The organism is Shinella sp. (assembly GCF_035998705.1).
GTDB lineage: Bacteria > Pseudomonadota > Alphaproteobacteria > Rhizobiales > Rhizobiaceae > Shinella.
In genome coordinates this window covers 168689-182953 of sequence record NZ_DASYHH010000021.1, presented here as the reverse complement: position 1 = coordinate 182953, position 14265 = coordinate 168689, and the positions used below count along the sequence as shown (strand labels likewise).

Genomic DNA, 14265 nt, shown 5'->3' with positions numbered 1-14265 from the left:
TGCTTTTATTCCACGGGGAAAAACATTGACCAGAAGATTGTGGAAAGCCGCGCCGTTCAGGGCGTCGCGCGGTCCGCATCGAAGACGGCGTCCACGGGCAGCTGGAGGGCGGTGGCGAGCTGGTTGGTCTTGCCGGCGAGCGAGACGATGGCGAGCAGCTCGGCATATTGCGCGTCCGTCATGCCCTTGGCCTTGGCGGCGGCGGTGTGGGAGTGGACGCAATAGCTGCATCCGTTCGTCACCGAGACGGCGATGTAGAGCATTTCCTTGACCAGCGGATCGAGCGTCGAGGGTGTCGCCATCACCGCCTTCACCTCCGCCCAGGTGCGCTCCAGCAGCGCCGGGTCGAAGGCGAGGTAGCGCCACATATTGTTGACGAAGTCGGATTTGCGGGTGGCGCGGATGTCGTCGAACACCGCTTTGACGCGCGGATCGGCTTCGATGTCTTCGGCTGGCTTGACGGTGCTCATGGGTTCCTCCGGAAGAAAGGGCCGGCGGGCAGGCCGCCGGCCGATGGGGTCAGGCCAGCGCGAACACGCGGGCAGGGCCGCCCGTTCCGCCGCGCACTTTTGGCGCGCCGACGATGAGGGTCGCGCCCTTGGCCGGAAGCTGGTCCAGATTGGCTGCCGCTTCAAGCCCCCAATGGCCGGAGGCAAGCCAGGCATAGTGCGTCGCGAAATCGGGCGAGATGCCGTAGTCGAGCGACAGCGTATCGACGGCGATGCCGGCGGCGCTGGAGTTTTCGGCGAGATACTGCACGGCTTCGACGTGGAAGCCCGGGAAATGCATCTTGCCCTCGGCGTCGGCATTGCGGAACTTGTCGGTGCCGAGATGTTTGTCCCAGCCGGACAGCAGCGCCACGCAGGCCTTTTCCGGCAGGTCGCCATTGGCGGCGATCCAGGCCTTGATGTCGTCCGGCGTCAGCTGCGCATCGGCATTCGCCGCCGCCTTCTCGCGGATATCGATGATGGCGAGCGGCACGACGAGGTCCGAGACCGGGATTTCGGCGACCGATTTGCCGTCCTCGGAAAAGTGCAGCGGCGCATCGACATGGGTGCCGGTGTGCTCGTTCACTCGCAGCTCGAAGAGATTGAACTTGTGTTCCTTGTAGTTGAATTTCTGCTCACGCCAGAACTGCTGCTGCCCGAAGAAAGTCGGAAACTCCTCGTAGAGTTCGTGGGTGAGGTCCGTTGCCTTGCTCGGCGCCTGGGCAAGTGCGAGGCTCAGCGCGCCGGAACTGGCTGCCGCAACCGTTGCGGCGCCCGCAGCGGCGGCACGGAAAAAGCTTCTCCTCGAAAGCATGCGGTTCTTGACGGTATCGATGACGCAGGCGTCGCACATGGTTCTTCCCCCTGTCGGTTAATGCGTTGATGAAACAATGCTGAAATAAGGCTCGGCCATACTGGCGCAAGAAAGCTATCACACGCGCCGGATCGGTCCAGCCACGCGCATGCTCGGATAGGGCTGGCAGAGGAAGATTTCTCCACGTTTTCTTACATTTCGGTAACAGTACGGACCGCCAATCTTACATTTCGGTAATGATCGTATTCTTTCATTGCCCGTTCATTTCCAAAGCGGGATACTTGCCTTATGTCGCAATGCAGCAGGTGACGGTTCGCTTCCATCGGAGAAAGATTGCATGCGGGTTTGGAAACAGCTCCTCTTGAGCCTCGGGATCATTTCGGCCGGGGTCTTGCTCTGGGGTCGCTTCGTGCCCGGGGCGAACGGCATGCTGGCGGCCGCGGGCCTGCCCGGCACGCTCGTCGCCGCAATCGCGCCGGCCGGCGAAGGCGAGGCTGAGGGCGGCCGCCGCGGCGGTTTCGGCGGCGGCCCGGTGCTCGTCGCCACCAAGCCCGTGGCCATGTCCGTCGTCAACGACCGGCTGAACGCCATCGGCGACGGCGAGGCGATCCGCACCGTCACGGTAACGCCCTATGCGACCGGCAACCTCACCGAAGTGCTCGTCGAATCCGGCGACCGGGTCGAGCAGGGCCAGGTGATCGCCCGTCTCGACAGTGACGAGCAGCGCATCGCCGCCGACCAGGCGCGCGTGGCGCGCGAAAGCGCGGAGCAGAAGCTGAAGCGCGTCCAGAGCATCAAGTCCTCCATGAGCATCGCCGAGTTGCAGGATGCGGAGACCGCGCTGAAGGCGGCGGAACTGGTGCTGCAGAATGCCGAGCTGACGCTGCGCCGCCGTGACATCACCGCGCCCTATGGCGGCGTGGTCGGCATCATTTCCGTCAATGCCGGCGACTACGTCACCACCTCCTCGGCGATCGCCCGCATCGACGACCGCTCGGAAATCCTCGTCGACTTCTGGGTGCCGGAGCGGTTCGCGACCAGCATACGCGTCGGCGGCGACGTCTCGGCGACCGCGGTGGCGCGGGCGGGCGAAACCTTCGAGGGCAAGGTGCAGGCGATCGACAACCGCATCGACCAGGAGAGCCGGACGCTGCGCGTGCGCGCCCGCATCGAAAATCCCGAGGACCTGTTGCGCGCCGGCATGTCCTTCCAGGTGACCATGCACTTTGCCGGCGATCTCTATCCGAGCGTCGATCCGCTTTCCGTGCAGTGGAGCGCCGACGGCTCCTTCGTCTGGCGCGTCAAGGGCGAGAAGGTCGAGCGCGTTCCGATCCGCATCGTCCAGCGCAATCCGGACAAGGTTCTCATCAAGGCCGAGATCGCCGAGGGCGACCAGATCGTCACCGAAGGCGTGCAGACGCTGCGGCCGGGCGGCGCGGTGCGCACGGCCGAGCGGGACGGCCAGGTGACGTCCTCCGTGACGGAGGGCTCGTAATGTCGGGAGAGGGGAACGGCCTCAACGACTCCGGCAAGGCGGGTTTTACCGCCCTTTTCATTCGCCGGCCGATCTTCGCTCTCGTCCTCAATACCTTGATCATCCTCGCCGGCCTTGCCGCCTTCAATGGCGTGGAAATCCGCGAACTGCCGTCGGTCGACCAGCCGGTCATCAGCGTGTCGACGGAATTCGAGGGTGCTTCGCCCGAGACGGTCGACCGGGAAGTCACCGATGTCATCGAGGGCGGCGTCTCGCGCGTCCAGGGCATCAAGGACATTTCCTCGCAGTCGTCCTTCGGCCGCAGCCGCGTCACGCTGCAATTTTCCGATACGACGGACGTCAACCAGGCGGCGAACGACGTGCGCGACGCGCTCGGCCGCGTGACGAACCAGTTGCCGGACGGCGCCGACGAACCGCGCGTCGTCAAGGCGGATGCCGACAGCCAGCCGATCATGCGGCTTGCGCTGACCTCCGATACGCTGTCGCTCGAAGACCTGACGCTGCTGGCCGAAAACGAGATCACCGACCGGCTGGCCTCCGTCGAGGGGGTCGCCGACGTGGTGGTCTACGGCGACCAGGAAAAGATCTTTCGCGTCGATGTCGACCAGTCGAAGCTTGCGGCGCGCGGCCTGACGGTCGCGGACCTGCGCAATGCGCTGGCGACGGCCGCCTTCGACGTGCCGGCCGGCTCGCTGAAGAGCCGGAGCCAGGACATCACGGTGCGTGCCACCGCGGACCTGACGACGCCGGCCGATTTCGAAAACCTGATGCTGAAGAACCGCGTGCGCCTCGGCGACGTCTCCATGGTGACGATGGGGCCGGACGAGGGGCAGACGGCGCTACGCTCCAACGGCCGGCAGGGCATCGGTCTCGGCATCGTGCGCCAGGCGCAATCCAACACGCTCGATATTTCCGAGGGCGTGAAGCAGATGGTGGCGCAGTTCGGCAACATCCTGCCGGAAGGCACCGAGATCAAGATCACCAGCGACGACGCCGTCTTCATCGATGGCGCGATCCACGAGGTGGAGATCGCGCTCGTCGTCGCCGTCGTCATCGTGACGCTCGTCATCTACCTTTTCCTGCTCGACTGGCGCGCGACGCTCATCCCGACGATCAGCATGCCGATCGCACTGATCGGCACGATCGCCGCCATCTACATGGCCGGCTTCTCCGTCAACATCCTGACGCTGCTCGCGATCGTTCTGGCGACGGGCCTCGTGGTGGACGACGCGATCGTGGTGCTGGAGAACATCGTGCGTCGCCGCGCGGAAGGCCTGAAACCGCGCGCCGCCGCCATCATCGGCACGCTGGAAGTGTTCTTCGCCGTCATCGCCACGACCGCGACGCTCGCCGCCGTCTTCATCCCGCTCTCCTTCCTGCCCGGCCAGGCGGGGCGGCTGTTCCGCGAATTCGGCTTCGTGCTGGCCTTCGCGGTGCTGCTGTCCTCCTTCGTCGCGCTGACGCTCTGCCCGATGCTCGCCTCGCGCCTGCTGACCAAGGAGATGAAGCACGAGCATACCGGCGTTCTCGCCCGCATCGGCAGCGCCTGCGCGCGCTTCTACCGCTCGACGCTGAGCGCCTGCCTCGGCGCGCCGTTCATCGTCTTCGTCGTGGCGCTGCTCTTTACCGCCGCGGGCGCCACCTCGTTCTTCACCATCAAATCCGAACTGACGCCGAGCGAAGACCGGTCGATGGTCATGCTGCGCGTGAACGCGCCGCAGGGCGTGTCGCTGGAATATGCGCAGGACCAGATGAAGCTGATCGAGAACAAGCTTCGGCCGCTCTACGACAAGGGTGAGATCGTCAACATCTTCTCCATTTCGGGGCAGGGCGGTTCCACCAACAGCGGCTTCATGGTGCTCACGCTCGCCCCCTGGGACGAGCGCGACCGCACGCAGCAGCAAATCGTGCAGGACATCAACGGCGCGGTCGGTTCCGTGCCCTCGGTGCGCGCTTTCGCCATGCAGCCGAACAGCCTTGGCATCCGCGGCGCCGGCAACGGCCTGCAGGTGGCGCTCGTCGGCAACGACTATACCAAGCTCGGCAATGCGGCGGCGGAACTCGTGCGCAAGATCGAGGATAGCGGCCGCTTCCAGAACGTGCGGCTGAACTACGAGGCCAACCAGGCCCAGCTTTCGGTGACCGTCGACCGGGAGCGCGCCGCCGACCTCGGCATCGACATTACCGGGCTTTCGGCCGCCTTGCAGGCCATGCTGGAGGGCACGAGCGTCGTCGATATCTATGTGGAAGGCCAAGCCTATCCCGTAAAGCTCTCCTCGACGACGCAGCCGATCAACGATCCGACGGATCTGGAGAACATCTTCCTCAAGACCGGCGACGGCAAGATCGTGCCGATGTCCTCCATCGCCTCGCTGGAGGAACGCGCGGTCGCGCCCCAGCTGTCGCGCGAGCAGCAGTTGCGCGCCGTCTCGCTTTCGGCCGGTCTCAAGGATGGCCTCGCACTCGGTGACGCGCTGTCGATGGTGCAGGACATGGCCGAGCCGCTGCTGCCGGAGGGCTCGCGCCTGATGCCGATGGCGGAAGCCGCTACGCTCCAGGAAAATTCGAGCGGCCTGTTCGTCACCTTCGGTTTTGCCATCGCCATCATCTTCCTGGTGCTTGCCGCGCAGTTCGAGAGTTTCGTCAGCGCCGTGATCATCATGGTGACGGTGCCGCTGGGCCTTGCCTGCGCCGTCTTCGCGATGATCCTGACGGGCACGACGCTCAACATCTACAGCCAGATCGGGCTCGTGCTGCTCGTGGGCATCATGGCGAAGAACGGCATCCTGATCGTCGAATTCGCCAACCAGCTGCGCGACCGTGGCCAGGATGTGCGCAGCGCCATCGAGGACGCCGCCAATATCCGCCTGCGCCCGGTGCTGATGACGATGATCGCCACCGTCGTCGGCGCGGTGCCGCTGGTGCTGGCAAGCGGGGCGGGTGCGGAAGCGCGCATCTCGCTCGGCTGGGTGCTGGTCGGCGGTCTCGGCCTTGCGACGGTCGTCACCCTCTACCTGACGCCCGTCGCCTATCTGGCGATCGCCCGCTATACGAGCCCGCATGCGGACGAGGAAAAGCGCCTTGCCGCGGAACTTGCCCATGCCGATGCGCTCGCCAAGGCCGGCGACGGTGCGCTGCCGCAGGCGGCGGAGTGAGCCTCTGCGGCCATGACCTGATATTGCGGCTGGACAGCCGCGCGCCAATTTGCTGAGTAAACCCGCACAGGCAGTGAGGGGGAAACGATGGCATTGACGGATATCAGGAGCGGCACGCGCAACGAGGCGGGCATCACCGAGGCGCTGGCACGGCTCGCCGATCGCTTCGGCGCGCGGTTCCATAACGGACAGGCGATCCGCGCCCAGCATGCGCACACCACCACCTATATTCCCGCCCAGCTTCCCGACGGTGTCGTCTTCGTCGAGACCGCCGAGGAGGTGAAGGCGGTCGTCGCCATCTGCGCCGAATTGAAAGTGCCGGTCATCCCCTTCGGCACGGGCTCCTCGCTGGAAGGGCAGGTCAATGCGCCGAACGGCGGCATTTCCATCGATTTCAACAATATGAAGCGCGTGCTCGAAGTGAATGCCGAGGATCTCGACTGCACCGTCGAGCCCGGTATCACCCGCGAGGAGCTGAACACCTATCTGCGCGATACCGGCCTGTTCTTCCCGATCGATCCCGGCGCGAACGCCTCGATCGGCGGCATGGCCTCGACGCGCGCTTCCGGCACGAATGCCGTGCGCTACGGCACGATGAAGGACAATGTGCTGGCCGTCACCGTCGTCACCGCGACCGGCGAGGAAATCCGCACCGCGCGTCGTGCGCGAAAATCCTCGGCCGGCTACGATCTCACGCGCCTCTTCGTCGGCGCCGAGGGCACGCTCGGCGTGCTGACCTCGATCACGCTGCGCCTCCAGGGCATTCCCGCGGTCATTGCCGGCGGCATCTGCGGTTTTCCGACGCTGAAGGACGCCTGCGACGCCGTGATCATGACGATCCAGCTCGGTATTCCGGTCGCGCGCATCGAACTCGTCAACACGCTCCAGATCAAGGCCTGCAACGCCTATTCGGGCCTGACGCTGCCGGAGCAGCCGACGCTCTTCGTCGAGTTCCACGGCAATGCGGAAAGCGTGCGCCTGCAATCGGAAGAATTCGGCGCGATCGCGGCGGATTGCGGTGGGGGTGAATTCCAGTGGACGGCCGATGCCGGTGAACGCGCGAAATTGTGGAAGGCCCGGCACGACGTCTATTGGGCGGCCAAGGGGCTTCGGCCCGGCTATGCCGTCATCGCGACGGATGTCTGCGTGCCGATCTCGCGGCTGGCCGATTGCGTGGCGGACACCGAGGCCGACATCGAGGAACACGGCCTGCTGGCGCCGATCGTCGGCCATGCGGGCGACGGCAATTTCCACGTCAGCATCGTCTTCGACGACAAGGACCCGGCGCATGTCGAGCAGGTGGAGGCCTTCGTCGGCCGGCTCAATGCGCGCGCACTCGCCATGGACGGCACCTGCACGGGCGAACACGGCATCGGGCAGGGCAAGCAGGCCTTCCTGCCGGGCGAACTCGGAGGGTCGGTGCTACTGATGCAGCAGATCAAGCGGGCGCTCGATCCGGACAACATTCTGAACCCGGGCAAGATTTTTTCGACCCTCTAGCGGAAGTTCGCGTTATCCTGTGCGAATGAAGGAATTTCGAGGCATGCGGCGTGCTTTCTAGGATCATGCTCTTCGTTGGCGGCCTGGTGGTCGTGGCGCTCTTTGCAGCGCTGCTGGCGCCAGTCTTCGTCGACTGGACGAGTTTCCGCCAGGATTTCGAGCGCGAGGCGAGCCGCATCATGGGCCGTACCGTGGTCGTGCATGGCAGCGTCGATGCACGGCTGATCCCGTTTCCCTCCGTGACGCTCAACGACGTGCGCGTCGGCTCGCCTGAGGACGGACGGCCGCTGGTCGAGGTCGCGCGATTCTCCATGGATGCGGAGTTGGCACCGTTTCTCTCCGGCGAGGCGCTGATCTTCGACATGCGCATCGAGGAGCCGAAGGCCCGCATCAAGCTCTTCCAGGACGGCACCCTGGATTGGGCGCGCGGCCGCAAGTCCGATATCCCCGCCCGCACCGTCATCCTGGAAAACGTCGCGATCACCGGCGGCGAGATCGAGTTCGTCGACGAGCAGACCGGCCGCACGCGCCATGTCACCGGCCTCGACGCGCAGGTCACCGCGAAGTCGCTCGGCGGCCCGTGGCGCATCGACGGGCGTGCGGCGCTCGACGGGGAAAGCGGCGCCTTCCAGCTGGCGAGCGGGCAGGTGGAGAACGGCGCGCTGTCGTTGCGCGCCCGCATCGTGCCCGACAGGCTCACTTTTACCGCCGATCTCGACGGCGCCTTGAAGGTCGTCGATTTCCGCCCGCTCTACGACGGCAATTTCACCGTTTCGGAAAAGCCGCGCGCGAAGGGCGAGGGGCCGGCCGATCCGATCCGCATCGCCGGCAAGTTCGAGCTTTCCAACGAGCGCATCCGTGTTCCGGAATACCGCCTGGAGGCCGGGCCGGCCGCCGATCCCTACGTGGTGACCGGCGAGGCGACGCTCGATACGGGCCGAAAGCCCGAATTCCTCCTGATCGCCGATGGCCAGCAGATCGACGTCAACCGCATCGGCAACAGCGGCGAGACCGGCAAGACCGGCCGAAACCCGCAGATGTCGGCCCGCCAGCGGCTTCAGGCGCTGCTGGCGATTGCCGCAGATATCCCCGTTCCGCAGGTGCCGGGCCGGGCGAGCCTGTTCCTGCCGGCCGTTGTGGTCGGCGACACGACGGTGCGCGAAATTCGCCTCGACGTGAAGCCGGATGGCGATGGCTGGCGGATCGACCGGGCGGATGCGATCCTGCCCGGCCGCACCGCGCTCGAAGCCAAGGGGCGGTTATTGCTGCGGGAAAACCGCGGCTTCGTCGGCGACCTGCTGATCGCCTCCAACCAGCCCTCGGGGCTTGCGACCTGGCTTGCCGGCTCGGTGGATCCGGAAATCCGCAAGCTGCGGACCGCCGGTTTTTCGGCGCAAGTGAACCTGGCCGACGAGTTGCAGCGCTTCGAAAATCTCGAAATCGCCATCGGCGGCGCCTCGCTGACGGGGCGGCTGGAGCGGGAATCCCGCTCGAACGAGGCGCCCGCGCTGTCGCTGGAGCTGCGCGGCAACGAGGTGCAGCTGGATTCGCTTCGCGCGCTGGTCGGCCTCGTCGCCGGAGATGCGTCGCTCACCACCGTGCTGGATCATTCCATCGCGCTCGACCTCAAGGCGGATCGGTTCCTGGCCTTCGGCGAGACTGCCGCGGATGTGAATGCCACGCTTTCCGTGAAGGATGGTCTCCTGACGCTGAGCCGCTTCAACGTTGCGTCCCTCGAGGGGGCGACCCTTTCGGCAAGCGGCACGCTCGGCGGTTCGCTTCTGGCGCCGAGCGCGGGGCTCGACATCCGGCTCAAGGCGGGGGCGATGGAACCGGTCGCGGCCCTTCTCGCGCGGCATCTGCCGGCCCATCCGTTGCTGACGCGCTTCGTCGCCAATGCCGGCTACTATGACAATGCCGATCTCGCGCTTCGCGCCGCGGTCTCCGGCGAGGGCGGTGGCCCTGCGACGATCACGCTGTCCGGGCCCGTCAACGAGGGCCGGGTCGAGTTCAAGCTTTCCACCAACACGCCAGCCGATCTGCTGCGCGGCCGCAATTTCGAGCTCGACGGCAGCATCTTCAACCCGCAATCCGTCGTGCTCGCCGGACAGGTCGGCCTTGACCCGCTGCCCTTCGACGCGGACCCGGACGGCAGCGTCACCTTCCGCGTGAACCAGCCCGAAGAGGGCGCGGCGACCGTGTCGGCGGCGTTCAATGCCGGCAGCACGTCGGTCTCCGCCAAGGGCAGCGCCGCGCTTTCCGCCGAGGATTTTCTTGCCGGCACGCTCGCGATTTCGGCCAAGAGCGACGATATCGAGCCCTATCTGATGATGAACGGCATCGCCGTTCCGCAGGCGGGCGCCGGCCTGCCGCTGACGGCTCAGGCATCGGTTGCGACCGATGCGCAGGCGATCGCGATCACCGAGATAGACGGCGAGGCCGACCGCAACGCCTTTTCCGGCAACCTGACGCTCGATCGCACGGCCGCCACGCTGAAGGGCGCCGGCGCGCTGCGCTTCGATACGGTGGATTTCGCTTTCCTGGCGGAAGCCATTGCCGGCTCGGTGAGCGATGTCCTCGAAGGCGGGCTCAACGCCGCGCCGCTGGTGCAGCCGCTCCAGGATGCCGCCGATGTTTCCGTGGCGCTCGAGGCCGGAACGTTCTGGCCGGGACTTTATGGCGCGGTCGAGGGGTTCAAGGCGAACCTCGTCTGGAAGGGCGGCGAACTGACCTTGACCGACATGGCCGGCGACTGGCTCGGCGGCAAGCTCTCCGGCCGCGTCAAGGTCGCCAACGCCGAGGAGAACGGCCTGTTCGAGGCGCGCACGGAACTTGCCGGCGTCGATCTGTCGAAGATCGTCTGGGCCGGGCCGCAAGGGGCGGCGGCCACCGGCAAGGCGGATGTGACGCTCGCCGTCGATGCTTCCGGCAAGAGCGTGCGCGCCATGGTCGAGGGCGCCAGCGGCTCGGGCGAGGTGCGGGTGTCCGATCTTGTCCTGCGCGGGCTCGATACCGGTGCGCTGCCGTCGCTTCTTGCCGAGGCGGATCGCATCGAGGGTGACATCACGCCGGCGCGCGTGGCCGGTTTTGCGTCGGGCGCCATCCTGAAGGGCGAGGCGGCGCTGGGGGCGGTGCGCATTCCCTTCGCGCTCGCCGGTGGCAAGCTGCGTGTCCAGAGCGTTGCGGCCGAGGATGGTAAGGCGCGGCTTTCGGGCGACGCGGATATCGATCTCGCCGGCGACATGATGACGGGGCGCCTTTCCGTCACCTACGAGGCGGGTGAGGATGCATTGGCCGGCGCCGAGCCGGAGGTGGCGCTCGCCTATCGCGGCCTCGTCGAGGCGCCGGGCTTCGAACTCGACGTGCAGCCGCTTGCCAACTACCTGTCGCTGCGCCGCTTCGAGACCGAGCGCCGGCGGGTGGAGACCTTGCAGGCCAACGTGCTCGAAAAGCAGCGCCTGCGGCGCGAGGCGGCGCTCTATCGTTCGCGGGCGGATGCGCGGGCAGCGCTTGCGGAAGCGATGCGCCTTCAGATCGAGGAAGAAACGCGGCGGCGTACCGAGGCGCGCGAACGCGCCGAGAAGGAGCGCTCCGCCAGGGAGGCCGCCGAAGAGGCCGAGCGCACGCGCCGCAAGGCCGCGAACGACGCCCGCCTGCTGCTGGAGGCGCAGGAGGAGGCCCGTCGCCTGGCCGAGCAGCGGGCAGCCGCCGAGGCGCGCAAGGCGGAAGACGAGGCGGCGCGCCGGCGCCTGCCGGTCAATCCGGAAGAGGGCGTCGAGCGCGGTGGCGAACTGCCGCCGCTCGACGGCGGGCAGAGCCTGAACTTCGACACGCTGCCGGGCGTCAACTGAGACCGGCGTCGCCGGCCTTTTCCTTCAGCCATTGCAGCACATGAAGGCGCAGCGCCGAGGAGAGATTGCCGTCGACGCCACGGGCGTCGTCGATCTCGCGGATCAGCGCCGCGACGGCCATGCCGCGCGCGTCGGCAATACCGCGCAACTCGTCGTGAAAGGCCGGCTCGAGCGAGAAGCTCGTGCGGTGGCCGTGCAGGGTGGTGGAATATTTGCGGATCATGCCCATCCTTACGCAGTGAATCAGGCGATTGGCAGATCGAATCCGGTTTTCCCGGCAAGCGTTTGAAATCTTAGTCCTTATCGCCGTCGGGCCGCTCGAGGCGGCCCTGATCCAGCGACTTTTCCGCCTTGTCGTTCAATGCGCGTGTCAGCGTCTTCTCCGCCTTCGTGCGACCGAAGGTGGCGCGGTTCTGCTCGGCCTGCTTCTCCTTGTCGGAGCGGGCCTTCTGCTTGCGGAACTGGCGGAGATTGACGACGTCGCCGCTCATCGCGACAACTCAGTTCTTCTTGCGGAAGGAATCGAGCGAGACGACGGAACCGCCGCCCTTGTTGTCGTCCCCGCCGGTCGGCGGTGTCGGCTCTTCCGTGGTGGTTTCCACGGCCTTTTCCGCGGTGGCCGGATAGGCGGTGATCTCGGCGGAGTGCTCTTCCTCCTCCTCGACGGCCGGCACGTCGAATTCCAGCTCGAAGCTGACGGACGGGTCATAGAAGCCGCGGATGGCGTTGAACGGAATGACGAGCTTTTCCGGCGTATCGGAGAAGGAGAGGCCGATCTCGAACAGGCTCTCGGTGACCTTCAGGTCCCAGAACTGGTGCTGGACGACGATGGTCATCTGCTCGGCATATTTCGCCTTGAGGTGCTGCGAGATGCGCACGCCGGGGGCGTTGGTCAGGAAGGTGATGAAAAAATGGTGCTCGCCGGGCAAATGGCCTGTGACCGCAACTTCGGACAGGACCTTGCGAATGACGCTGCGCAGCGCGTCCTGGGCGAGAATGTCGTAACGAATGTGGTCTTGCGCCATCAGTTCCTGTCTTTCTTCCAGCCTTTGTCATCAGGCATTGCAACGCGTTCTCATATCTTGCGATACGAGTCATCTGGCACAGCTATAGACCATTTCAAGGGATTGGAGAAGGTGAAGGCTTCTGTTGCCAGGTGCCTTCGGACCCCGCCTAAGAGTGCGACCCCTTAGGACTTTGAGTGAAGTGTCACACCGCGATTAAGCAGCGAGACGAGCTTCCGCATAGTTGTCGTTTGCAACTACAAGTTTAGCCCGATAACGGTGGTACAATGCCGAGCAAAAAGTCGATCTTTACGCCCTTGTCGATCCTATTTCGCCCCCATCAAAAGCCGGTCGGTCGCGCATGACCGGTTTTTGGTGGAGGCGCCGGGTACCGCCCCCGGGTCCAATGGGTTTATTACACCGCTCGTTTATTGCCGTAGCTGCCGAAGCAGCACCCCGTATATAGGCGCTCTCATCTCCCAAGAAAAGGGTTTTGTGACAGGATATTTGGAAGGTTGGCCGGGCGGCGACCGTTCGTTGTGGCTCGCCCGCCGGGCCGGCCTATCCGGATCTCACTACCGGAAATTTCTTCAGAAAGGACGACGATGCCACCCTGGGGCGAGGGCGGGCAATACGTAGCGTTGCAGAGCGGGCGCTCGATAGCGCTTGACTTGTCATTCCGGCGTGAAAAACATGGGGTCTGGCAGGATCGCCATGATGGCGGCGGCCACGTGACCGGAGAGGAGACCCCATGACCGACTATCTCGCAGACGTCCGTAAGTATGACAGTGGTGCGGACGAGGCCATCGTCAAGAAGATCGTAAGCCATCTCGGCATCGCGCTTCGCAACCGCGATTCCTCGCTGGTCTCCTGCTCCGACCCCGAAGAGCTGAACCGCGTCAAGGAAAAGTGGTGCGCCAAGAAGTTCGGCATTACCGGGGACGCCGCCGACAAGGCCGTGGAGGCCGTCTGCAAGGCCATGGCCGACGACCGTACGAAATCGCGCGTCACCTTCTACTATCTCACCGCCAAGGAACTCGGAACGCTCGGCGCGCTGGCTTAAGGAAAACCGGGAAAATCCGTTTTCGCCCTATGGCCGCCGCCGCTCTCGCTTTAGTATCTCACGCTGGACAACGAATCGGCGGCGCCCATGCAGCAATATCTCGATCTTCTCGCCCATGTGATGGAAAACGGCAGCGACCGGCCGGACCGGACGGGCACCGGCACGCGCGGCGTCTTCGGCCACCAGATGCGCTTCGACCTTTCCGAAGGCTTTCCGGTGCTGACCACCAAGAAGCTGCACCTGCGTTCCATCATCCATGAACTGCTGTGGTTCCTGAAGGGCGACACCAACATCGCCTACCTGCACGAAAACGGCGTCACCATCTGGGACGAATGGGCCGACGAGAACGGCGAACTCGGCCCGGTCTACGGTTACCAGTGGCGCTCCTGGCCGACCTATGACGGCAGGCATCTCGACCAGATCGTCGCCGTGCTCGACGGCATCAAGCGCAACCCGACTTCGCGCCGCCACATCGTCTCGGCCTGGAACCCGGCGCTCGTCGACGAAATGGCGCTGCCGCCCTGCCATTGCCTGTTCCAGTTCTATGTGGCGGACGGCAAGCTCTCCTGCCAGCTCTACCAGCGCTCCGCGGATATCTTCCTCGGCGTGCCCTTCAACATCGCCTCCTATGCGCTGCTGACCATGATGGTGGCGCAGGTGAGCGGATTGCAACCGGGCGATTTCGTGCACACGCTGGGCGACGCGCATATCTATGCCAACCATTTCGAACAGGCCCGCACGCAATTGACGCGCCGGCCGAAACCCTTGCCATTCATGAAGCTCAATCCGGACGTGAAGGACCTTTTCTCCTTCAAATTCGAGGACTTCACCCTGATCGGCTACGAAGCCGATTCAACCATCAAGGCGCCCATCGCCGTCTGATTTCAGGAAGCCG

At 65.2% G+C, this 14265-nt stretch carries 11 protein-coding genes and 1 other RNA gene; 6 read left to right on the top strand and 6 right to left on the bottom strand.

The window, feature by feature from the left end; all coding sequences use genetic code 11:
* Nucleotides 1–56 precede the first annotated feature (56 nt).
* Both VGN93_RS16375 and VGN93_RS16370 read right to left on the bottom strand, forming a co-directional pair.
* A complete protein-coding gene (locus VGN93_RS16375; RefSeq protein WP_327508274.1) occupies nucleotides 57–470 on the bottom strand; it encodes a carboxymuconolactone decarboxylase family protein in 414 nt (137 codons plus the stop codon).
* A gap of 49 nt (nucleotides 471–519) precedes the next feature.
* Nucleotides 520–1341: a cyclase family protein gene (locus VGN93_RS16370; protein WP_327508273.1), complete on the bottom strand. Its 822-nt coding sequence runs from the start codon at nucleotides 1339–1341 to the stop codon at nucleotides 520–522.
* Between the two features lie 298 nt (nucleotides 1342–1639).
* Between VGN93_RS16370 and VGN93_RS16365 the strand changes: the two genes are divergently transcribed.
* The 4 genes from VGN93_RS16365 (at nucleotide 1640) to VGN93_RS16350 (ending at nucleotide 11303) form a co-directional block, all read left to right on the top strand.
* Nucleotides 1640–2797, top strand: coding sequence for an efflux RND transporter periplasmic adaptor subunit (locus tag VGN93_RS16365; RefSeq protein WP_327508272.1), 1158 nt, complete (start codon nucleotides 1640–1642; stop codon nucleotides 2795–2797).
* Nucleotides 2797–5952 (top strand): efflux RND transporter permease subunit, encoded by a 3156-nt coding sequence (locus VGN93_RS16360; protein ID WP_327508271.1) that lies wholly within the window; start codon nucleotides 2797–2799, stop codon nucleotides 5950–5952. Before VGN93_RS16365 ends, VGN93_RS16360 begins: the two co-directional genes overlap by 1 nt.
* A gap of 87 nt (nucleotides 5953–6039) precedes the next feature.
* A complete protein-coding gene (locus VGN93_RS16355; protein ID WP_327508270.1) occupies nucleotides 6040–7452 on the top strand; it encodes an FAD-binding oxidoreductase in 1413 nt (470 codons plus the stop codon).
* Between the two features lie 65 nt (nucleotides 7453–7517).
* Nucleotides 7518–11303, top strand: a complete 3786-nt coding sequence (locus tag VGN93_RS16350; protein WP_327508269.1) for an AsmA family protein — start codon at nucleotides 7518–7520, stop codon at nucleotides 11301–11303.
* On the opposite strand, the gene VGN93_RS16345 is transcribed toward VGN93_RS16350, so the two are convergent.
* From VGN93_RS16345 to ssrA, 4 genes are all read right to left on the bottom strand, one after another.
* On the bottom strand, nucleotides 11296–11526 hold the full coding sequence (locus VGN93_RS16345) for a ribbon-helix-helix domain-containing protein (RefSeq protein ID WP_319317631.1): 231 nt from the start codon (nucleotides 11524–11526) through the stop codon (nucleotides 11296–11298). The genes VGN93_RS16350 and VGN93_RS16345 overlap by 8 nt on opposite strands.
* Nucleotides 11527–11596: 70 nt before the next feature.
* Nucleotides 11597–11794, bottom strand: coding sequence for a DUF4169 family protein (locus tag VGN93_RS16340; protein ID WP_327508268.1), 198 nt, complete (start codon nucleotides 11792–11794; stop codon nucleotides 11597–11599).
* Between the two features lie 9 nt (nucleotides 11795–11803).
* A complete protein-coding gene (locus tag VGN93_RS16335; protein ID WP_319317637.1) occupies nucleotides 11804–12328 on the bottom strand; it encodes an SspB family protein in 525 nt (174 codons plus the stop codon).
* 110 nt (nucleotides 12329–12438) lie between these two features.
* Nucleotides 12439–12799, bottom strand: a transfer-messenger RNA (tmRNA) gene (gene ssrA, locus VGN93_RS16330).
* A 259-nt stretch (nucleotides 12800–13058) separates the two neighbouring features.
* On the opposite strand from ssrA, the gene VGN93_RS16325 reads away from it, so the two are divergent.
* Nucleotides 13059–13370 carry a DUF2853 family protein gene (locus VGN93_RS16325; protein WP_327508267.1) on the top strand — a complete coding sequence of 104 codons (312 nt, stop codon included), beginning with the start codon at nucleotides 13059–13061 and terminating at the stop codon, nucleotides 13368–13370.
* An 87-nt stretch (nucleotides 13371–13457) separates the two neighbouring features.
* On the top strand, nucleotides 13458–14252 hold the full coding sequence (locus tag VGN93_RS16320) for a thymidylate synthase (protein WP_327508266.1): 795 nt from the start codon (nucleotides 13458–13460) through the stop codon (nucleotides 14250–14252).
* Nucleotides 14253–14265 lie beyond the last annotated feature (13 nt).